The organism is uncultured Eubacterium sp. (assembly GCF_937958975.1).
GTDB lineage: Bacteria > Bacillota > Clostridia > Lachnospirales > Lachnospiraceae > Eubacterium_G.
The window spans coordinates 38430-61343 of the sequence record NZ_CALGRE010000037.1 but is presented as its reverse complement, the minus strand read 5'-3'; the positions used below and the strand labels follow the sequence as shown (position 1 = coordinate 61343).

General features: G+C 36.9%; 18 protein-coding genes. 14 read left to right on the top strand and 4 right to left on the bottom strand.

Annotation, left to right across the window (positions count from 1 at the left end):
- Positions 1–9: 9 nt before the first annotated feature.
- The 9 genes from Q5O86_RS06300 (at position 10) to Q5O86_RS06260 (ending at position 13269) form a co-directional block, all read left to right on the top strand.
- Positions 10–2262, top strand: coding sequence for a transglutaminase family protein (locus Q5O86_RS06300; RefSeq protein WP_302626296.1), 2253 nt, complete (start codon positions 10–12; stop codon positions 2260–2262).
- A gap of 278 nt (positions 2263–2540) precedes the next feature.
- A complete protein-coding gene (locus Q5O86_RS06295) occupies positions 2541–3725 on the top strand; it encodes an acetyl-CoA C-acetyltransferase (RefSeq protein WP_302626295.1) in 1185 nt (394 codons plus the stop codon).
- A 79-nt stretch (positions 3726–3804) separates the two neighbouring features.
- A complete protein-coding gene (locus Q5O86_RS06290; protein ID WP_302626294.1) occupies positions 3805–4596 on the top strand; it encodes an enoyl-CoA hydratase-related protein in 792 nt (263 codons plus the stop codon).
- Between the two features lie 75 nt (positions 4597–4671).
- The gene (locus Q5O86_RS06285; protein ID WP_302626293.1) at positions 4672–5511 is read left to right on the top strand and encodes a 3-hydroxyacyl-CoA dehydrogenase family protein; all 840 of its coding nucleotides are present in this window, start codon (positions 4672–4674) and stop codon (positions 5509–5511) included.
- A 166-nt stretch (positions 5512–5677) separates the two neighbouring features.
- Positions 5678–6835: an acyl-CoA dehydrogenase gene (locus tag Q5O86_RS06280; protein ID WP_302626292.1), complete on the top strand. Its 1158-nt coding sequence runs from the start codon at positions 5678–5680 to the stop codon at positions 6833–6835.
- Between the two features lie 15 nt (positions 6836–6850).
- A complete protein-coding gene (locus Q5O86_RS06275) occupies positions 6851–7639 on the top strand; it encodes an electron transfer flavoprotein subunit beta/FixA family protein (RefSeq protein ID WP_302626291.1) in 789 nt (262 codons plus the stop codon).
- A gap of 103 nt (positions 7640–7742) precedes the next feature.
- Positions 7743–8795, top strand: a complete 1053-nt coding sequence (locus Q5O86_RS06270; RefSeq protein ID WP_302626290.1) for an electron transfer flavoprotein subunit alpha/FixB family protein — start codon at positions 7743–7745, stop codon at positions 8793–8795.
- A 210-nt stretch (positions 8796–9005) separates the two neighbouring features.
- Positions 9006–11735, top strand: a complete 2730-nt coding sequence (locus Q5O86_RS06265) for a CotH kinase family protein (protein WP_302626289.1) — start codon at positions 9006–9008, stop codon at positions 11733–11735.
- 106 nt (positions 11736–11841) lie between these two features.
- A complete protein-coding gene (locus tag Q5O86_RS06260) occupies positions 11842–13269 on the top strand; it encodes an NCS2 family permease (RefSeq protein ID WP_368074747.1) in 1428 nt (475 codons plus the stop codon).
- Positions 13270–13328: 59 nt separating this feature from the next.
- On the opposite strand, the gene Q5O86_RS06255 is transcribed toward Q5O86_RS06260, so the two are convergent.
- Genes Q5O86_RS06255 through ptb form a run of 3 tightly spaced genes read right to left on the bottom strand, consistent with a single transcriptional unit; the run spans position 13329 to position 15556 of the window.
- Positions 13329–13526 (bottom strand): PspC domain-containing protein, encoded by a 198-nt coding sequence (locus Q5O86_RS06255; RefSeq protein WP_302626287.1) that lies wholly within the window; start codon positions 13524–13526, stop codon positions 13329–13331.
- A gap of 12 nt (positions 13527–13538) precedes the next feature.
- On the bottom strand, positions 13539–14603 hold the full coding sequence (buk, locus tag Q5O86_RS06250) for a butyrate kinase (RefSeq protein WP_302626286.1): 1065 nt from the start codon (positions 14601–14603) through the stop codon (positions 13539–13541).
- A gap of 41 nt (positions 14604–14644) precedes the next feature.
- Positions 14645–15556, bottom strand: a complete 912-nt coding sequence (gene ptb, locus Q5O86_RS06245; protein WP_302626285.1) for a phosphate butyryltransferase — start codon at positions 15554–15556, stop codon at positions 14645–14647.
- A gap of 175 nt (positions 15557–15731) precedes the next feature.
- Between ptb and Q5O86_RS06240 the strand changes: the two genes are divergently transcribed.
- The 5 genes from Q5O86_RS06240 (at position 15732) to Q5O86_RS06220 (ending at position 21243) form a co-directional block, all read left to right on the top strand.
- Complete coding sequence (locus Q5O86_RS06240; RefSeq protein ID WP_302626284.1) at positions 15732–16058, top strand: PadR family transcriptional regulator; 327 nt, start codon at positions 15732–15734, stop codon at positions 16056–16058.
- Positions 16051–16794, top strand: coding sequence for a DUF1700 domain-containing protein (locus tag Q5O86_RS06235; protein WP_302626283.1), 744 nt, complete (start codon positions 16051–16053; stop codon positions 16792–16794). The genes Q5O86_RS06240 and Q5O86_RS06235 overlap by 8 nt, the downstream gene beginning before the upstream one ends.
- On the top strand, positions 16794–17681 hold the full coding sequence (locus tag Q5O86_RS06230; RefSeq protein ID WP_302626282.1) for a DUF4097 family beta strand repeat-containing protein: 888 nt from the start codon (positions 16794–16796) through the stop codon (positions 17679–17681). The genes Q5O86_RS06235 and Q5O86_RS06230 overlap by 1 nt, the downstream gene beginning before the upstream one ends.
- A gap of 88 nt (positions 17682–17769) precedes the next feature.
- On the top strand, positions 17770–19497 hold the full coding sequence (locus Q5O86_RS06225) for an ABC transporter ATP-binding protein (RefSeq protein ID WP_302626281.1): 1728 nt from the start codon (positions 17770–17772) through the stop codon (positions 19495–19497).
- Positions 19498–21243: an ABC transporter ATP-binding protein gene (locus Q5O86_RS06220; protein WP_302626280.1), complete on the top strand. Its 1746-nt coding sequence runs from the start codon at positions 19498–19500 to the stop codon at positions 21241–21243. It abuts the gene before it with no gap.
- Positions 21244–21316: 73 nt separating this feature from the next.
- Here Q5O86_RS06220 and Q5O86_RS06215 read toward each other — a convergent pair whose 3' ends face one another.
- Positions 21317–22819, bottom strand: coding sequence for a polysaccharide biosynthesis protein (locus Q5O86_RS06215; protein WP_302626279.1), 1503 nt, complete (start codon positions 22817–22819; stop codon positions 21317–21319).
- Between the last annotated feature and the right edge of the window lie 95 nt (positions 22820–22914).

Sequence of the window (22914 nt, the reverse complement as noted above, 5' to 3'; positions counted from 1 at the left end):
GAAAGCAAAATGGCAGGAATTGAATTTATTAAACAGAAGAAAGAAAATATTTCTATTATTGTACAGATAGCAGCTGTGTTTGCAGTGCTGTTATCTTCTTTTGCTGTTCTTTTTTCAGTGTTTCAATTTGAGATTGCTATAAGTAATTTATGGATATCATCTATTTTAGCTGCCGGTCTGGGATATGGAATGATATTTATAGTGCAAAAAAAGAAAATAACTGCATTTATAATTTTTCCAATATATATTGTGTTGTTTGTTTTAAATTGGGAGAGTGTTGCTCCTTTTGCAAATAAGTTTATTGTTTTGTGGAATGCATATTATAAGACAAGTTACAGGAAAATGGCAGAAAACGATATAGAGACCGGCGCGATTATGATGCTGTTTTTAATGCAATTGTTTTTTGCGCTGGTAATATCTTTTGTTCTTTTAAAAAATGCGTATTGGTACATGGCTGTCATAATGATAATTAGTGTGATTGTTATGGATTCGACAGTTGGTTATATGCCCTCTACTATTAGTGGACTGGCATGGATATTATCATCTTTTTTATATTTTGTGGTTTATCATCAACAGGGCAAAAAGGGAGATATTGTAAATCTTCTTAAAGTTTTTGTGATATTGGCTCTTTTATGTATTGTTGCTTTGAATCTGTCGCCTTATCTGGAAGATTATAAAAAGAATAATAAAGAATATGAGACGATGAAGCAGAAGCTGACAGATATACAGAAGTTTGATGTAGCAAAATGGTTTTCGGGTTTTATAGAAAGTAATTCAAATTATGCCGATTCGGGAATCGGAAAAGGTGATTTGGAGAATGCTATAGAATTTAAGACAACGGGAAAAAAAGAGTTAAGTATTATCACGTCCTCAAAGCCGAAAAAGACATTATATTTAAGAGCCTTTATTGGAAGCCGGTATGTTGGTGGAAAAAAATGGGCACAATCACGAAGTTATGATTTTAGTGGGTTATGTTCTACTCAAGATGAGTATAAGGAGTTGGTAAACCAAATGTTTAACCGACTGGACAGAGAAAAGATATTGCAAAAACAGCATATCAAGATAGAACTTTTAAACGCCTCAGGTGAATTTGGATATTCTCCTTATAATTCTTATATTGATGATGAGAGTGTTTATCTGGATACCTGTGCAGAAGGAAATGGTTTGAAAACTCATGAATACGACTATTTTGACAGTGAAGACATAAAAAATATAGATAAAACATTAGATGGGTTTACAGAACGTTGGTATGATTACCAAACGTTTGTGAGAGAAAAGTATACAGAAATACCTATCGGATTAAATAAATTGGAGCAAAGATGTGCAAAAATAAATCATTCTTCAATCGATGTGTTGGCAAGAAGCATTGATGAATGGTTTGATGAGATGATGTATATGTATAAGCCGGGAGCTACAACAGAGGGAGCAGATTTTGTGGAAGATTTTTTGTTTCACAGAAAGAAAGGATTTTGTGTACATTTTGCTTCCGCCGCTGCTCTCATTTATAGAATGTGTGGCTATCCGTCAAGATATGTTGAAGGTTATATAATTCACCCGAGTAAATTTATAGAACGGGACGATGGAACATATCAGGCTGTCATAGGTGATTATGGTGCTCATGCATGGTGTGAGACTTTTGATGATTACAAAGGATGGCAGGTCAGAGAACATACAAAGACATATAGTGGGGCTTATGATGTTTCCCAAACGCGGAAACCGGAACGGGAGACAACAACCAGGTATAGTCAGGAGACAACTACACAGCAGAGGAGTATAAGGCAGGAGACAACGCGCAGTAATGAGAAAAAAATACCGGGAGGAGATAGCTCAAAAATCCATATGCCAAGTAATGTGGTAACAGGTATTATCTTTATCATAGTATGTATATTCGCTGGCATTGTTGTTTTTGTCATACCTCAGAGAGTCAGACGAATTGGAAAGATTAGGAAAATTAAAGGGAGAAATAGTATTTGCAGCACATATAATGAGGTGTGCAGGATATGCATATTTATGGGGTGCGATATAAAGAAACTATATGCCAGAGAGGCAGTGGATGAGATGATAAAAATGTTTCCGCAGCTTTCCGGGGAAGATTGGATGTGGATGTACAATAAGGCATTAAAAGCGGCATTTTCCAGACAAAGATTGAATACTGAAGAAAACAGAAAAATGTATCAGTTATATCGAAGGTTTAGAAAAGCAATATTATCAGAAATGAAGGGAATAAAAAAATTTGTTTTCTTATTTATAAAAGCAATGTAGTGTAAAGAATAAAGTAATACTGTAGGAATAAAAAAATTTGGCGATTTATCGCCAATTTTTTTATTATTTGACTGGACAAAGGATATAGAATTTGTTAAAATTATAACAATCTTGCGAATATCATTTGAAATACAGAAAATTTACGAAATATTAACATATTTATCAGTAATGTTTGTTGCGGTAAATTTTGAATAATGATATTATCTAAGATGTATGAGCAAATTTTTAATTGATGTAATTATTAAAATTTATTAATTTTTTTATGGAGGATTTATATTATGTCAAAGAAAGTAGTTATTGCAGGCGCTTGTCGTACAGCAATCGGAAAAATGGGCGGAGCTTTAAGCACAACTCCGGCACCGGTTTTAGGTTCTATTGTTATCGAAGAAGCTCTTAAGAGAGCTGGCGTACCTAAGGATGCAGTTGACCATGTATATATGGGATGTGTTATTCAGGCTGGTCTGGGACAGAATGTTGCACGTCAGGCTTCTATTAAAGCAGGACTTCCTATCGAGACACCGGCAGTTACAGTAAACGTTGTATGTGGTTCCGGTCTTAATTGTGTAAATATGGCTGCACAGATGATTCAGGCAGGGGATGCTGATATCGTTGTTGCAGGTGGTATGGAAAACATGTCTATGGCACCATATGCATTGCCACAGGCTAGATTTGGTTACAGAATGAACAATGGTAAAATTGTAGATACAATGGTTAATGATGCATTGACAGATGCGTTTAATGATTATCATATGATGATTACAGCTGAAAACGTAGCAGAACAGTGGGGAATTTCAAGAGAAGAATTAGATGCATTCTCAGCAAATTCACAGCAGAAATGCGAAAAAGCAATGACTGAAGGAAAATTCAAGGATGAAATCGTACCTGTAGTTGTTAAGAACAGAAAGGGCGATATTATCGTTGACACAGACGAAGGACCAAGAGCGGGAACAACAGCAGAATCGCTCAGCAAGTTAAGATGTTGTTCAGGAAAGGCTGACGGTGTTATCACAGCCGGTAACGCATCAGGTATCAATGACGGTGCGGCAGCTGTTGTAGTAATGAGCGAAGAAAAAGCAAAAGAGTTAGGGGTTACACCTATGGCTACATTTGTTGGCGGAGCACTTGGTGGTGTTGCACCTGAAATTATGGGTGTTGGACCGGTTGCTTCCACAAGAAAAGTAATGGAAAAGACAGGTTTGACAGTTGCAGATATGGACTTAATCGAAGCAAACGAAGCTTTCGCAGCACAGTCTGTAGCAGTTGCAAGAGACCTTGAATTTGATATGAGTAAAGTAAATGTAAATGGTGGTGCGATTGCACTTGGACATCCGGTTGGAGCATCCGGTTGTCGTATTCTTGTTACCTTACTTCACGAGATGCAGAAGAGAGACGCTAAGAAAGGTCTTGCTACACTTTGTATCGGTGGTGGAATGGGCTGCTCAACAATTGTTGAAAGAGACTAATCAAAAAAGATAAACTGGTTTGAGGCTTGCCTTCAAGCCAGTTTGTTGTGATAGGAACTAAAAATAAAGGAGAAGTAATATGGAATTTATTACATATGAACAGGAAGGTTTTGTCGGCGTAATTACAATTAACCGTCCGAAGGCATTAAATGCTTTAAACAGCCAGGTACTTGAAGAATTAGAGGCTGCATTGGATGCTGTAAATCTTGACGAGACAAGAGCATTAATTCTTACAGGTGCAGGTGAAAAGTCTTTTGTAGCAGGTGCAGACATTGGAGAAATGTCAACACTGACAAAGGCAGAAGGAGAGGCATTTGGTAAAAAGGGAAATGACGTTTTTAGAAAGCTTGAGGTATTCCCAATACCTGTTATTGCGGCAGTAAACGGTTTCGCTTTAGGTGGCGGATGTGAAATTTCAATGAGCTGTGATATTAGAATTTGTTCTGACAATGCTATTTTCGGTCAGCCGGAAGTTGGTCTTGGTATTACACCGGGATTTGGTGGAACACAGAGACTTGCAAGAATTGTTGGACCGGGTATGGCAAAACAGATGATTTATACAGCTAGAAATATTAAAGCTGACGAGGCATATAGAATTGGTCTTGTAAATGCTGTTTATCCACAGGAAGAACTTATGGCAGCAGCAAAGAAAATGGCAGCGGGTATTGCTATGCAGGCGCCGATTGCAGTGAGAGCCTGCAAGAAGGCGATTAACGATGGTCTTGACGCGGATATGGATGCTGCAATTGTAATCGAAGAAAAGTTATTTGGAAGTTGTTTTGAGACAGAAGACCAGAAAGCAGGAATGGGTAACTTCCTTGAAAAAGATAAAGAGAAAAAGTTAAAAGTTGTTCCATTTGCAAACAAATAGACCACGCAATAGAAAAATAGTGGAATCGAGCTGCGTGGATAAATAAAATATATTTATGATTTGGAGGAAAATAGAATGAAAGTTGGAGTTATTGGAGCCGGAGTAATGGGCTCAGGTATTGCACAGGCATTTGCTATGACAGATGGTTATGAAGTATATCTTTGTGACATCAAGCAGGAGTTTGCTGACGGCGGTAAAGCAAAAATTGAAAAAAACATAAATTTCCTTGTTGGTAAGGAAAAGATTACAGCTGAAAAGGGCGCTGAAATTTTAGGAAAGATTAAAACAGGCTTAAAAGATATCTGTACAGATGCTGATTTGGTTGTAGAAGTTGCACCTGAAAAGATGAGCATTAAGAAAGATACATTTAAAGAATTAATGGAAATTGTTCCGGAAAATTGTATTTTTGCAACAAATACATCGTCATTATCTATCACAGAGATTGGTGCAGGACTTGACAGACCGGTTATAGGTATGCATTTCTTCAATCCGGCTGATAGAATGAAATTAATCGAAGTAATTGCCGGTGAAAATACACCGGATGAATTGGTTGAGACAATTAAGAAGATTTCTGTTGAAATCGGTAAGACTCCTGTAGAAGTTAAGGAAGCTCCTGGTTTTGTTGTAAACAGAATCTTGATTCCAATGATTAATGAAGCAATTGGAATTTATGCTGATGGCATTGCTTCCGTAGAAGACATTGATACAGCAATGAAGCTTGGCGCTTCACATCCAATGGGACCTTTAGCGTTAGGTGATTTAGTTGGTCTTGATGTTGTTCTTGCAATCATGGATGTTCTTTATACAGAAACAGGTGATTCTAAGTACCGTGCACATGTTCTTCTCAGAAAGATGGTTCGTGCGGGCAAACTTGGCAGAAAAACCGGCGTAGGTTTTTACGACTATAGTAAATAATTTAAATGCGAGGAAGGAAAATGAGCACAGGCAAAGCCTGTATTCAATTTCCTCTGAGCGTTTTAGTGAGAAAATCAGAAATAGCGAAGCTATGGTTGTGTGGAGCACAAGGGTTTTCGAACTAAGAAAAAATTTATATACATTAAAAAAACGGAGGAAATAAAAAATGGATTTTACATTAAGTAAGAAACATGAAATGGCTAGAACTCTTTTCAAAGAATTTGCTGAGAATGAAGTAAAGCCTCTCGCACAGGAAACAGATGAAAATGAACAGTTTCCGGTAGAGACAGTTGAAAAGATGGCAAAATATGGATTCCTTGGTATTCCGGTTCCAAAGGAATATGGTGGACAGGGATGTGACCCTTTAACATATGCTATGTGTGTTGAAGAATTATCAAAAGTCTGCGGTACGACAGGGGTTATCGTATCAGCACATACATCACTCTGTATCGACCCTATTATGACATATGGTACAGAAGAGCAGAAAAAGAAATATGTAACACCACTTGCAAAAGGTGAGAAGTTAGGTGCATTTGGTTTGACGGAACCGGGTGCAGGTACAGATGCACAGGGACAGCAGACAAAGGCTGTTTTCGATGAAGCTACAAATGAATGGGTATTAAACGGTTCTAAGTGCTTTATTACAAATGGTAAATATGCAGATGTTTACATTGTAATCGCTGTAACAGGTAAGATTGAAAAACGTGGCAGAATGATGAAAGAAATTTCAGCATTTATCGTTGAAAAAGGAACGCCGGGATTCTCATTTGGAACAAAAGAAAAGAAAATGGGTATTCGTGGTTCAGCTACATACGAATTAATCTTTGAAGATTGCCGTATTCCGGCTGAAAACCTGTTAGGACAGAAGGGCAAAGGTTTTGGTATTGCAATGCATACACTTGACGGTGGACGTATTGGTATCGCAGCACAGGCTCTTGGTATTGCAGAAGGTGCTTTAGAAACAACAATCGAATATGTGAAAGAAAGAAAACAGTTCGGAAGAACAATCGGACAGTTCCAGAATACACAGTTCCAGTTGGCTGATATGGCTACAAAGGTAGAAGCTGCTAAGATGTTAGTATACAAGGCAGCTATGGCTAAGGCTACACAGAAAACATATTCTGTTGAAGCAGCACAGGCAAAATTATATGCGGCAGAAGTTGCAATGGAAGTTACAACAAAGGCTGTTCAGTTACACGGTGGTTATGGTTATATCAGAGAATATGACGTTGAAAGAATGATGAGAGATGCTAAGATTACGGAAATCTATGAAGGTACTTCAGAAGTTCAGCGTATGGTTATCTCTGCAAACTTATTAAAGTAATAGGAGGTACTAATCGTGAAAATTATCGTATGTATTAAACAGGTACCTGATACAAAGGGTGGAGTTCAGTTCAATCCGGATGGTACATTAAATAGAGGTGCAATGCTTACAATTATGAACCCTGATGATAAGGCAGGTCTTGAGGCAGCACTTAGATTAAAAGATCAGTACGGCGCAGAAGTTACAGTTCTGACAATGGGACTTCCAAAGGCAGAGGATGTACTTCGTGAAGCAATCGCCATGGGTGCTGACAATGGAATATTAGTAACAGACAGAGTTTTAGGTGGTGCTGATACTTGGGCTACATCTACAACAATTGCCGGTGCTATCAGAAATATTGAGGATTATGATATTATTATTACAGGACGTCAGGCTATCGATGGTGATACAGCACAGGTTGGACCACAGATTGCAGAGCATCTTGGAATCCCTGTTATTTCTTATGCAGAAGGTATTGAAGTAGATGGTGATAGTGTTATTGTTAAGAGACAGTATGAGGACAGACATCATATGTTAAAAGCTAAGATGCCGGTGCTTATTACAGCTCTTTCAGAATTAAATGACCCACGTTATATGACTCCGGGTGGAATTTTTGATGCATGTGATGCTGAAATTACAACTTGGGGCAGAAAAGACCTTGTTGATGTAAATGATGGAGATTTAGGTCTTATGGGTTCTCCTACAAAAATTGCAAAGGCTTCTGATAAGGTTCGCAAGGGTGCAGGAGAAAAGGTTGCGCTTGACAGCCCTGAAGAATCTGTTGAGTATATCATGGATAAATTATTAACAAAACACGTTATTTAGAGGAGAAGTCTTGATGAAATGTAGTTCATCATTAAAATGACTTCGACGAAATGCCGCCGAGCGTTAGCGAGGGGGCGACACAATATATGAGGAGATTATAATTATGCAGAACATTAATTTAGAAGATTATAAAGGCGTATATGTCTTCGCTCAGCAGGTAGATAATGAATTAAGCGGTATTGCATTAGAGTTACTTGGAGAAGCAGGAAGACTCGCTAAACCATTAGAAACAGAAGTTACAGCTGTACTTCTTGGTTCCAATGTTGGAAATTTAGTTGACCAGTTGGCAGAATATGGTGCTGATAAGGTTATCGTCGTTGATGACCCTGCACTTGAGACATATAGAACAGAACCATACGCACAGGCTTTAACAGCAGTAATCAATGAATTTAAACCGGAAATTATGTTAGTTGGTGCTACAGCAATCGGTAGAGATTTAGGTCCTACAGTTTCAGCAAGAGTAGCAACAGGTCTTACTGCTGACTGTACATTGTTAGAGATTGGAGATTTTCCAATCAATCCAATTCCTGGAAGAGAACAGAAACATAATCAGTTACTTATGACTCGTCCGGCTTTTGGTGGAAATACAATTGCAACAATTGCTTGTCCGGATCACAGACCACAGATGGCAACAGTTCGTGCCGGCGTTATGCAGAAGGCTGAACCGAAGCCGGGTGCAAAGGCAGAAGTTATAAACTATGATGCTAAGTTAGAAGAAAATAGCAAGTATGTTGAAATTCAGGAAGTTGTCAAGGCAGTTACGGAGACTGTTGATATTATGGATGCTAAGATTTTAGTATCCGGTGGACGTGGAGTTGGTTCCGCTGAAAACTTCAAGATTTTAGAAGACCTTGCAAAAGTTCTTGGTGGTGAGGTATCATGTTCAAGAGCTGTTACAGATAACGGATGGTTACCGGCAGACAGACAGGTTGGACAGACAGGTAAGACAGTTCGTCCACAGGTTTACTTTGCAATCGGTATTTCAGGTGCAATCCAGCATGTAGCCGGTATGGAAGAATCAGACCTCATCATCGCAATCAACAAAGACGAAGATGCTCCAATCTTTGATGTTGCTGATTACGGTATTGTGGGTGACTTAAATAAGATTGTTCCACAGCTGACAGAAGCCATTAAAACAGAAGAAGCAAATAAATAGACGCGAAGCTTAGGGCAGAGCGACATAATAAAAGAGAGAAACTTGAATCCTGCTTGCACGGATGAGAGTTTCTCTCTTTTATTGGTTCTGCCCTTATCTATATTATAAAGAAAAAACAAATTGTTAAAAACATAACAAGTGCATTTTTTGTATATATCTGTTAGAATAAAGGAATGAAAGGGTTTGGATAGAAAATTAGGAGGTATCAACATGAGGTTGGCTAAAAAAATGATTGCTCTAATGTTGATTGTTGCGCTTGGTGTAACATCAATCCATCTATTCAGAGTACCCACGGGAGCGGAGGAAATAGGAAAACAATTAGTATTGTCAGATGTTTTCACGGATGTGAACATTGTGAACAATGGAAGTTCGGCAATTATTGAGGCATTGTCGGGGACGACGACGGTCATTGACGGTGTAACATATAATAACTATGCCAGGTATGATGGAGTGACAGCGTTTGCATCCTCAGACAGTTTAGGAGCAGCAGGCAGGGTTATGGATGGGAATTTAGATTCCAGATGGGAGAGTGAACATGGAAAAGACCCGCAGTATCTGACGATTGATTTGGGGAATGTCTATTCAGTGAAAAATATCGATATTTATTGGGAAGGTGCATCTGCGAGGGAATATAATATTGAGGTTTCAGAAGACGGAAATCATTTTGAAAAACTTGCGAATGTACAGAGTAATTATGGGAGACGAACAGACGATATTAAATTGTCTAAAGAAATTAATATCAGAGCTGTAAGAATTTATTGTGTCTCCAGAACAACTATATATGGAAATTCTATTTATGAGATAGGGATTTATGGAACGGAGGCACAGAAAAAAGTTGTGCAGGTACTGTCCGGACTCAAGATATTAGATTATTACAAATACACAGGAAAATATTTTATTTATTTTAATGAGCCTGAGGAGTCAGCGGGATACAAAGTATATATTGATGACGGCAAAGAGCCGGTGAAAAACATTAAAGGTTCCGGAGAGTATTTGTCGGCTCGGGACATGAAAGGATATAGTACAGGCATACATACGTTATCGGTTGTGAATACAAATATAGACGGAGCAGAATCCGCCAAAATCAGTACAGAATTTTATTTGAATCAAACGGTAGGGAATTATAATGATATTCCACAGGTTTATATTTATACAGCTGAGAATGTGACGAATGAATATCATAAAAATGCGAATGTTACAGTTTCGGTGATTGACAAAGATGGAGGAGAATATATAGACTTTGTTGATAGTTCGTGTAATATAAAAATTCGGGGAAATTCCACAGCAGGGGCGCCAAAGAAGCCTTGGAATATTAAACTTAGTGGGAAAAAGAGCATACTTGGAATGAACAAAGGAAAAAAGTGGTGTCTGCTTGCAAATTCTTTTGATAAATCGTTGATGAGAAATTATCTTGCATATAATTTTGGCTCAGAAAATGGAGTTACATACACCTGTCAGAACCGGTTTGCAGAGGTTTATCTGAATGGAGTTTTTCATGGAAATTATCTTATTACAGAAGCTGTTCAGGCTAAGAAAGAGCGTGTCAACATAGATGCATATAATGCAGAAAGCAATGACATTTTATTGGAGCTTGGCACAAGAAATGAGCCGGATGTAGACCATTTTACAACATCAGTTTTGAATACCACTTTTGATGTGAATGACCCTGAAAAGGGAGATGACCTGACAGACATGGAGGTAGATACAAAGATTGCCAGGGTGAGGGAGTATTTAAACAGCTTTGAGAATGCACTTATCAATAAAAATTATGAGGAAATTTTAAATTATATTGATGAGGATACTTTTGTTAATTTTTATATTGTAAATGAATTATTTAAAAATGTAGATTTTAATTTTAGTTCTACCAGATTTTATATAAAGAATGAAAAGATTTATGCAGGTCCTCTTTGGGATTTTGATTTGTCCAGTGGAAATTGCAAAAAATCTTATTACAATGATTATTATGTGGATGGTGTGAGTTACAAAGGATATTATTGCCAAAGTATGAATTGGTACAGAGAATTGTTAAAAAATGAAACATTTTATAACAAAGTAAAAGACAGGTATGCTAAACTGCAATATACAATACAGAATATGTATAAAGTGGATACAGAGACACAGCTCAGCATATCCGGTTTGCTGGATAATTATAAAGAATCATTTATTAGAAATTATCTGCCTCAGAGTCAGCTTGGCGCAGGCTGGGAACTTACTAATGAAGATGGATACAGCTATTCTGCTGAGTCCGGATGGACATCGTGGGAACAACCGATAGAGTTTTTGAGAACATGGATTCAGAATAGAAATATTTGGTTGTGTGAACAGTGGAATGTAGATATGGATAAAGCATATTATGATAGTGACCCAAATCCTGAAAAAGATTTGTTGACAGAGAAGGATATTGCAATCACAGGCTATCAGATGACAACATCAATTGGCGGAGTCCAGGGGAAAATAGGAATAAGGACAATATATCAGATAGAGCAGGCTGTAAATAATGACAAAGTAAAAGAAATGGGATTGGTTATCGGATTGGATAGTGCTAACATTTCAGACAGGGATATGGTTATTGACAATGATAATGAGTTTGTTATGCATGTGGCATCAACACAGAAAGGAAAGGCATTTGTTCAACTGGGAAATTCTGACAGTGCAGATTATTATGTGATGACAATGGATATCGCAGGGGGATATAATCAGAATTATAAAGTCAGACCATATGCAATATTAGATAACGGTACAATTATTTATGGAGAAACTGTACGATTTAATATCTTTAAAGTGGCAAAGGAATTATATAATGGAAGTTATATGCCTAATTTCAGTTCCCATAATACACTTTATGAAGAGGTTATTAAGAAAGTAGAGCCTTTATATGGAGAAGTAGAGTTTGGCTGGTCAGGAACAGTCATACCTTCTTATATTGTAAATACTTTGTAATAATTTTATTTGTGTTCATTCATTATGGCTAAAGCGTTTGATAAAGAACGTTAGCAAATATATTTAAGAAAGGAAAGTATAGCACGGCTATACGAAAGAGGAGATGTTGGAAAAATTATTTAAACTCAGTGAGAACAAGACTTCTGTTAAAACAGAAATTATTGCCGGTCTCACAACATTCATGACAATGGCGTATATTATTGCGCTGAATCCGAATCTTTTAACAGGTTTTGGGGCAGAGGGAGGAACCGAACTTTGGAACGGTATTTTCCTTGCAACATGTATTGCTTCGGCGATTGGTATGTTTGTTATGGCATTTGTAGCAAATAAGCCATTTGCAATGGCTCCGGGTATGGGACTTAACAGTTTCTTTGCTGTAGTAGTCGCAAACATTGTAAGTATTACAGGTATGAGCTATGTTGCATCTTTTCAGGCAGCATTATGTATCATTCTTATTGAGGGTGTTGTATTTCTGATTTTATCAGTGCTTAACATTCGTGAAAAGATTGTTGAGGCAATTCCTTTAGGTGTCCGTTTAGGTATTGCACCGGCTATCGGATTAATGCTTATGAACATTGGCTTAGGTTCTAATGCAGGTGTTTATTCGTCAAAAGGTGGCCCATTCTTTGTGATGAGAGACTTCTTTGGAGCACTTACTCCTAGTCTTGCAAAGACAAATATGGGAGATGGATACAATACAATGGTACTTACTGTTGTAACAATGTTTATTGGTCTTTTTGTAATTGTTATCTTGGCACAGAAGGGTGTAAAAGCAGCAGTTATTCTTGGTATGTTAGTATCAAGTATTATTTATTGGGCAGGACAGGCTATCTTTTTCGAGGTAAATCCTTTTGCAAATTTAAAGACTGCAAAATGGCTTCCGGCATTTGATGATATGGCAAGTACAACATTATTTAAGTTTAATTTTGAGGGATTTATTGATATCGGTTGGTTTACTGTGATTACATTAGTGCTTACTTTCTGTATTATTGATATGTTTGATACAATTGGAACACTGGTTGGAACAGCGAGCCGTGCAGGTATGTTAGATAAAGAAGGAAAGATGCCAAAGATGAAAGAGGCATTGCTTGCAGATGCTGTCGGTACAGTGGCTGGTGCCTGCACAGGTACATCTACAGTTACAACGTTCGTTGAGTCAGCTTCCGGTGTTGAGGCTGGTGGACGTACAGGTTTGACAGCTCTTACAACAGGTATTGTGTTCCTTGCCTGTACATTTATTGCACCGATTGCAGCAATTATTCCGGCAGCAGCTACATCCGCAGCATTGATTTATGTTGGCGTATTGATGATTAGCGGTTTAAAGAATGTTGATTTTGGTGATATCTGTCAGTCACTTCCTGTGGCAATTATGATGATTGCTATGCCGATTTCAAGTTCGATTGGACATGCCATTGGTTTAGGATTAATTTCATATACAGTTATTAAAGTATTTACAGGAAAGGCAAAGGATGTATCGATTCTTACATATGTAATTTCAGCGATATTCCTGATTAAGTTTTTCTTAATTGCTTAAGTTATTAATGAACAAAAAAAAGCGTTTTCCAACAATAGTTGGAAGACGCTTTTCTTTATTTATTGTATAATTTCGTCATCCGGCATAATCAGTGCAGCCACGATATAAGCAATAATTCCTGTTCCGCAGGAACATACGGTGACAAGTCCCCAAATCAATCTTATTACGGTCGAATCCAGATTGAGATATATGCCCAATCCGCCGCATACACCACAAATTTTACTGTCAGATGATGATTTACAAAGTCTTTTTTTCATAGAGAAATCTCCTTAATATTTCATTGCTTCTTCTTCCCCGTTCATTACCCGGATAGCGCCCTGTGCTAAAGCGAGGAGTTCATCTTCACCAGGGTAAACAGTAACGGGAGCAAGAAAACTTACAGTATCTTTAAAATAATTTTGTGTAATAGCATTGTAGGCAATACCGCCTGTTAAAATAATCTGGTCAACCTTACCGTCAAGAACTACAGCCATAGAACCAATCTCTTTTGCAAGCTGATAGTGGAAAGCATCTAATACTAACTTAGCTTTGTCATCTGTCTCAGCCATCTTAACAAGGTCTCTCATATCGTTTGTTCCAACATAAGCGTTGAAACCACCATTGCCGTTAATCATTTTGCCAACTTCAGCCTGAGTATATTTTCCGCTAAAGCAAAGTTTCATCAGCGCACCTGATGGAAGACCGCCGGAGCGTTCCGGTGAAAATGGACCATCACCGTCTAAGGCATTGGCAACATCAACAACTTTTCCGTGTTTATGGGCACCAACTGAAACACCACCGCCCATATGAACAACGATTAAGTTTAAATCTTCATATGCTTTGTTGTTTTCTTTTGCAAATCTCTTTGCAACAGCTTTTTGATTCAATGCATGGAACACAGAAACCCTAGGCATTTCAGGATGACCTGAAAGTCTTGCGACATCCTGCAATTCATCTACAACGGTAGGGTCTACAATATAGGATGGAACGTTAATGTCAGATGCAATCTCATGTGCAAGGATACCACCAAGGTTAGAGGCATGTTGTCCCTGTACACCTATTTTTAAATCTTCTAAGAGTTCAGGTGTTGTGGCATAAGTTCCGCTTGGCATTGGTTTTAGCATGCCGCCGCGACCGACAACAACATCTATATCGTTCAGGTTAATGCCTTTATCTTTCAAAACATCTACAATCACTTTTTTTCTAAAATCTTTCTGGTCATAGATTGTAGCATATTTTGCGATTTCTTCTGTAGAATGTCTGAGAGTTTCTTCCATTACCTGAGTTTCATCTTCATAAACACCGATTTTAGTAGATGTAGAACCGGGATTGATAATTAAAATTTTATAAGCCATAACAATATCTCCTTAAATTATATTTATATTGCCCAATATTATTATTTCAGTTTTTCTGCAACAATTGCTGCGAGGGCAATAGAATTTACTTTTACTTCAAATTCATCTGAGCGGGATGTAAGGATAACGGGAGCTTTTGTACCCGTTAAAATATTTCCATTTTTACATTCAGCTGTGTGAACTAAACATTTGTATGTAATATTACCTGCCTGAATATCAGGGAATAATAATATGTCGGCATCACCAACGATTTTTCTGTCTGTCGTTCCTTTGTGGAAAGCAGCTCTCGGTTCAATGGCAAGGTCAAGTGAGAGAGGGCCATCAATGATACATCCTTCAATTTTTCCCTCTTCGTTCATTTTTGTGAGTGCCTCCGCATCCACGGTAGCAGGCATTTTAGGATTTACAACCTCAACAGCTGCAAGTGGAGCTACTTTTGGACATTCAATACCGCAGGCATGGGCAATTTCAACTGTGTTTTGAATAATGTGTGCCTTTGTTTCAAGGTCCGGATAAGGAACAAAAGCTACATCGGATAAAAATAGCAGATGGTTCAATCCCTTAATTTCAAATACACAAACATGCGATAAAGTTTTGTCTGTTCTGAGACCAACTTCCTTGTCTAATACACTTCGAAGGAAAGATTTTGTATCAATCAGCCCCTTCATGTACATATCAGCTTCCCCATCATGTACTAATTTTACAGCAGTTCTTGCAGCCTCAATAGTATCTTCTACATTAATAATTTTGTAGTCATTTAAATTCATCTTAATGACTCTGGCAATTGTTCTGATTTTTGCTTCGTCACCGACCAATATAGCATCAGCAATTCCTCTTTCCTTTGCTGCTTTTACAGCCTCTAATACTGCATCATCATGTGCACATGCAACTGCAACTGTTTTCTTTGGACATTCAGCAACTTGTGCGAGTAAATCATCAAAACTTTTATTCATTTGCGTATACCTCTTTTTATTTATTCTTTTTATAGGATATAAAATTTCCTTTATAAACCATCTTAAATAATAGCACTACCAAAACATTCGGTCAAGAATAATAAAAAGAATGTTAGTTGACAAAGAATACTATATATCGTATAATATTATAAAAATAGCAATAAAGGAGGAAAATATGGTTTTTAATACAGGCTCGACTTTATTAGATGCCATAGTTTTATCAGTTGTTTCAAAAGAACAAGAGGGAACATATGGGTATAAGATTACACAGGATGTAAGAACAGTGATTGATGTTTCTGAGTCAACTTTGTATCCTGTTTTGCGGAGACTCCAGAAAGAGGAATGTTTTGAAACTTATGATAAGGCTATTGATGGCAGAAACAGACGTTATTATAAAATAACAGATAAGGGAAATGCACAGCTTAACCTATATAAAATAGAATGGAAGAATTATTCTACAAAAATAACAAATATTTTGTTGGGAGGGAAGCGCAATGACTAAAAAGGAATTTATGCGTGAATTAGAGAATAAATTGAGAGTTATTCCTATGGACGAGAGAATAGATGCGATTGGATATTATGAAGATTATTTTGCAGAGGCAGGAATCATGGATGATATGCTGGTACCGGACAGCGTAGGAACACCTGAGTGTATTGCAAAGCAGATTATTGATGAATTGACCGGTAAGAATTTAAAAGAGAACTATATTGACGAAAATGCAAACATGAAAGGAAAAACAGAGAATGTTCCATATTATAAGGCTAGAAATTATTCGTTTAATGATAAAAAAAATAATGGTGGAAGCTATTATAATGGCACGATGGGACATGAAAATAAACAGAGCAATTATCAGTATAATAATGTAAATAATGCAGGAGTACCAAGAGGCGGTGATAATACAAATCAGATAATAGCAATTGTTTTACTGATAGTTTTATCTCCTCTGTGGATAGGAATTGCTGCTTCGATTATAGGTATATTGTTTTCAGTATTAGCAGTTTTAGGAAGTCTGGTTTTTGCTTTTGTTGTGGCAGGTGGAGCGTTGGTGGTATCGGCTTTTTTTACAAAAGGAATCGCAGGAGGAATTTTGCTTGCAGGTTGTGGAATGGTAAGCATATCTCTCGCTGTTATTACATTTATTCCGCTTGTGTTGTATTGTAGTAAATTTCTTCCCTGGCTTGTCAAAGAATGTGTTAATTTATGTAAAAGATTGTTTGGAAGAAAGGAGCAGGTATAATGAAACGATTTGGAAAGAGACTTGCTGTTATCAGTGCGGTGTTGGCCGGAATAGGCATTATTTTAATAATCATAGGAGTAAATTGTGGAGGTGCAGGCATTATTAAAAAGAATATTTCAAACAATGAACAGCTATTTATTCATTTTAATTCAGATGATATAAATACAGACGGAATGGAAGAACTTGCAGAAAATCAGAGTATGTTTTCTAAAGATGAAGTTAAAAGCATTGAATTAAAAGGCAAATATGGTGAATTTGAATTTTGTCAGTGGGATAAGGAGGAAATTGGAATAAGTATCAGGAATCATTCGGGAAATATCAAGTATTCAGTGCAAGAAAATACTTTAAAGATAGTAGACAATGGAAAGAGAACATTTTTGTGGAAAAATAAGTCATGCAAGATGGTAGTATATATTCCTACAGATTATAAATTAAATCGTTTAGATATTAATATTGGAGCCGGAACAGTAAAAGGAAATTATATTAGTGCAGGTGAACTGGACATTGATATAGGAGCAGGACAGGGTACTTTCGAGAATGTGACGGCGGACAATATAAAAGTTTCTGTGGGAGCCGGTGAGGCAGATATTGTAAACGGGAAGTTTGGAACCTGTGATATTGATGTAGGAATGGGAGATGCGGATATTACAGGAATGATAATGGGCAATACAGATATTGATTGTGGAGTAGGTTCGGTTTCTCTTGAACTTCAGAATAGCTATAAGGATTTTAATTATGCTTTGAAGGTAGCTACAGGTGAAATAGAATTGAATGAAAACGAATACGAAGGTTTTTCAAATCAGGAGAAAATTAACAACAATGCAGCATGGAATATGGATATTGACTGTGGAATTGGTGATGTGTCTGTAAAACTTTTAGGAAATTAGCAGAAAAAGGCAAACATAGTTTGCCTTTTTTTTTTATGTAACGTATACTTGTTAAGAATAAAAAATCAAATGAATTTGAGGAGTTGAAATGAAGAGTTTATTAAAGTACCTAAAAGATTTTAAAAAGGAGTCTTTTTTTGCTCCACTGTTCAAAATGCTTGAGGCATGTTTTGACTTGGCTGTGCCGCTAGTGGTTGCAGCGCTTATCGATAATGGTATAAGATATGATGACAAAGTATATGTGTTGAAAATGGGAGCAGTGCTTATTCTTCTGGCATTTGTGGGACTTGCGTTCTCGATAACTGCCCAATACTTTGCAGCGAAGGCATCAGCAGGGTTTGGAAAGCAATTGCGGCATGAGTTGTTAAAACATATTCAGGGATTATCTTATTCGCAGATTGATAAATATGGAACATCGACATTTATTACAAGAATGACAGCAGATATTAATCAGGTTCAGACCCAGGTAAATATGGCATTAAGACTTTTACTGCGCTCTCCTTTTATCGTAATTGGTGCAATGCTTATGGCATTTTTTGTGGACTTTAAGACGGCTCTGGTGTTTGTTGTTGCGATTCCTGTTTTATCTCTGATTGTGTATGGAATTATGTTAATAACGATTCCGCTTTATAAAAAAGTCCAGGCAGCTTTGGATAAGGTTATGGGAAGTACAAGAGAAAATCTCAGTGGAACAAGAGTTATCAGAGCTTTTAATAAAGAAGAGGAAGAAATACAAAATTACTTGGAAGAAAATAAAATCTTAAATAAGTTTCAGATTTTTGCAGGAAGAATTTCTACAATTATGAATCCGATGACATATATCGTAATCAACGGTGCTATTATTGCAATTTTATGGGTAGGAGGACAGCGTGTAAACACCGGGAATCTGACACAGGGACAAGTAGTAGCGCTTGTGAACTATATGTCTCAGATACTTGTAGAACTTATAAAGTTAGCGAGTCTTATTATAAATCTTACAAAAGCATTCGCATCAGCAAAACGTATTCAGGATATTTTTGAGATTCCATGTGGAATAGAAGAGGGAGAGGCAGTGTGTGGTTCTCTTTCTGAAATAGCAGTTGAATTTGAAAATGCTGCTCTTACCTATGAAGGGGCGAAAGAGCCATCGGTAGAAGGAATGAACCTAAAAGTTTTTAAAGGAGAAACAATTGGTATTATTGGTGGAACAGGTTCAGGAAAGACTTCTATGGTGCATTTGATACCAAGGTTTTATGATGCGACAGAGGGGAGTGTCAAAATTGAGGGTGTAGATGTAAAAAAATATAATAAGTCTGTACTTCGAAAAAAAATTGGAATGGTCCCGCAGAAAGCGTTACTTTTTAAGGGAACTATCCGGAGTAATTTATTATGGGGAAATGAAGACGCTACAGATGATGAGTTAATTGAGGCATTAAAACGTTCACAAAGTTATGATTTTGTTATGGAAAAGGAAAATGGACTGGACGGTGAGGTGGCGCAGAATGGTAAGAATTTTTCCGGAGGACAGAGACAGCGTCTTACAATTGCGAGAGCATTGGTGAGAAAACCGGAAATTCTTATTTTAGATGACAGTTCTTCAGCGCTTGATTTTGCTACAGATGCAAAATTGAGAGCAAGTATAAAAACACTCAAAGATACTACTGTATTTATTGTATCACAGAGAACAGCTTCCATTATAGACGCAGACAGAATTGTTGTGTTAGATGACGGACAATCTGTGGGGATTGGAACACATGATGAACTCTTGAAATCCTGTGAAGTTTACAGGGAAATTTATGAGTCACAATTTAAAAAATCTGAGCAGGAGGGCAAATAGATGGAAAAGAAAATAATTTCACAAAAAGAAGCTCTCAAAGAATTGGGTCTAAGAATAAAGAAATACTGGTATTTATTAGCATGTTCAATTATGCTTGCAGTGGTCTATGTGGTTTTGTCTCTCTATATACCAAAACTCATTGGTTTTGGCACAGATAAAATTATTGCAGCGGGAAAAGTTAATTTTGATGGGTTAAAAGAAGTGGTTTTCAGTATATTTATTTGTGCAGTTGTTGCAGGAATTGCACAATGGGTTATGGGATTATGTAATAATAGAATTACATTTCATGTAATAAGAGATGTGAGACAGGAAGCTTTTACAAGGATTCAAAGACTTCCGGTAAGTTATATTGATTCAAAATCCAGCGGTGATATTGTAAACAGTGTGATAACGGACGTAGACCAGTTGGCGGATGGGCTGTTGATGGGATTCTCCAATTTATTTACAGGAGTTATAACGATACTTTTTACATTAATATTTATGTTACAGACAAATTGGAAAATTGCGCTAGTAGTTATTCTTATTACTCCGGTATCATTTTTTGTTGCAAGTTTTATTGCAAGAAGGACTTATTCTATGTTTAGAAAACAGTCTGAAATTCGTGGAGAACAGACAGCATTGGTAGATGAAGTGCTTAGTGGAATTAAGGTGGTTCAGGCATTTGGTCAGGAAGAGAAGACGATAAGTCAGTTTGATGATATAAACGACAGGCTAAATGTTGTCAATGTGAAAGCTACATTTTATTCTTCTATTACAAATCCATCGACGAGGTTTGTAAATAATCTGGTATATGCGGGGGTTGCCATTAGTGGAGGCTTAGAAGCTATTTTGACGAGAGGAATCACTGTGGGTGGGCTGACCTGTATATTGAGTTATGCAAATCAATATACAAAACCTTTCAATGAAATATCAGGAGTAATTACGGAGCTTCAAAATGCGTTGGCATGTAGTGCAAGAGTTTTCTCTTTAATTAAAGAAATAACAGTAGAAGATGTAGAGGAAAATGAAAGTACAGTCATAAAAAGCGTGTCAGGGAAAGTGGATATTGAAAATGTCAGCTTTTCCTATGACCCGGATAAACAACTGATTGAGGATTTAAATTTACATGTAGAGCCGGGACAGAGAATTGCTATTGTTGGTCCCACAGGCTGCGGAAAAACAACAATTATTAATCTTCTGATGAGGTTTTATGATGTGAAATCCGGTATTATAAGTGTTGACGATAGAAATATCAAAGATATTACAAGAAAAAGTCTAAGAAGGTCATATGGAATGGTATTGCAGGAAACCTGGCTTAGAAATGCAACAATAGCCGAAAATATTGCAATGGCAAAACCGGAAGCCTCCAGAGAGGAAATTATTGAAGCAGCTAGAGCAAGTCATGCCCACAGTTTTATAAAGAGACTGCCGGAAGGATATGATACGGTAATCGGTGAAGATGGCGGTAATCTTTCACAGGGACAAAAGCAGCTTTTATGTATTGCCAGAGTTATGTTGGCATTACCGCCGATGTTGATTTTAGACGAGGCAACGTCATCCATAGATACAAGAACTGAAATTAAAATACAGAGAGCTTTTCATAAAATGATGGAGGGAAGAACCACATTTATTGTTGCGCATAGGTTGTCGACAATAAAAGAAGCGGATACAATTTTAGTTATGAAAGCAGGAAAAATCATTGAGCAGGGAAATCATGAGGAACTGCTCAGAAAAAAAGGATTTTATTATCAATTATATAATAGTTGATATATAGGAGAAACGGATATTGTGTTTTTATTTAAGAGACACAATATCCGTTTTACGTTTTGGGGCAGTTCATTTATATCCGTGAGTATTTCATTTCTTTTCTCAGAAAATATAGAAAAACAAAGAAAACGACCCCGGCGCTCAGCAGTGCTTTTCCGATATCAAATATTTTTCCTGAGAAAGAAGAAAATCCTAATATGTAATTTATTAATTTTCCTGCGACAATGCTGCAAAATAGCCATGCCGAAGGTTTGATGATATTATCTGTGGCAGAAAAAGAAAAATGAATTTCTTTAAATATGTAAAAACCGTGCAGGAAGGTAATCACCAGGTTGCTGATAAGCAATCCCCATAGGTATCCGGTGATTCCAATAACAGGAACAACAAACCAGAGACAGAACAATTTTATAACCGTTCCTATTACATTATGAATAAAGGCGGTATTCGTTTTTCCAAGTCCATGTAATACAGAGCCAAGCGTTATGGAAAGATACATAAATGGGCAAAGCCATGCTAAAATTTTTATGTAATCGCCCGCTTCACTGTGTCCAAAAATTGTTGTACCGATAAAATCGCCATAACACAAAAACATTCCGATACAGAAAATGCCGGTGACAAGGGAAAACCAGATAGATACTTCTGTTGTCTTTTTTACATTGTTTTTTTCTCCGCCTGCATTTGCACCCGCTATCGTTGGAAGTATCATGGTTGATACAGAAGTATTAATCGCAGATGGAAAGGTGATAACCGGAATCGCCATGCCTGTTAGAATACCGTACAGACTCAATGCATCGTTATTTGACATTCCGCTTTTTACGAGAACAATTGGTACTAAAATAGCTTCTAAACACTGTAAAAATGTAATCATGATTTTATTAATCGTGAGAACATAAGAGACAGAAAATAAGTTTTTCATCTGAGAAAACAGTTGTCTGATTTTAAAAGCATATTTCTTTTCTGCACCTACAGCAATAATACAAAAAATTACACCACCAAGTTCAGATATTATCATGGAATATACGGCAATTAGCGGTGTCAGTTCTACGCCTTTTTCTATCCAGATAAGACCGAGTATATAAATAGAAATAACCTTGATAATCTGCTCAAAAATGGATGAGGCAGCTGGGACAAAGGTTTTCTTTAATCCCAAATAATATCCCGAAATACAGGCATGAAATGTTGTAAATGGAATTGTAATAGACGCATATCTTAACAGCATTGCACAATCGTCATTTTTTATTATGTACTCTGAAATAGGGCTGGCAAAATAGTAGAGTAAAAAAGCGGTGGCAGATGACAAAAAGAGGGACATTATAATGCTGCTGATTAATACGAGGAACTTGTCTTTATTGTTTTTAGATTCTGCGACAAATCTTGAAACGGCAATCTGAATACCGCCGCAACTGAGGGCAACACAAAAGCCGAGAACCGGAAAAATTAATTGAAAAATACCCATACCTTTTGCACCTATTAGGTTTGAGAGGAATATTCTATATAAGAAACCTAATACCCTGCTTAGGATACTGGCAAGGGTTAGTATGATTGTACCTTTAATAATTTGATTTTTAACCGACATATTATCACATTTCTAATATTTATTTATACAATGTATTCTTTAAATATGAAAAAATGCTACAAATCTATAAACTTTTAAATATGTAAAAAGGAGTA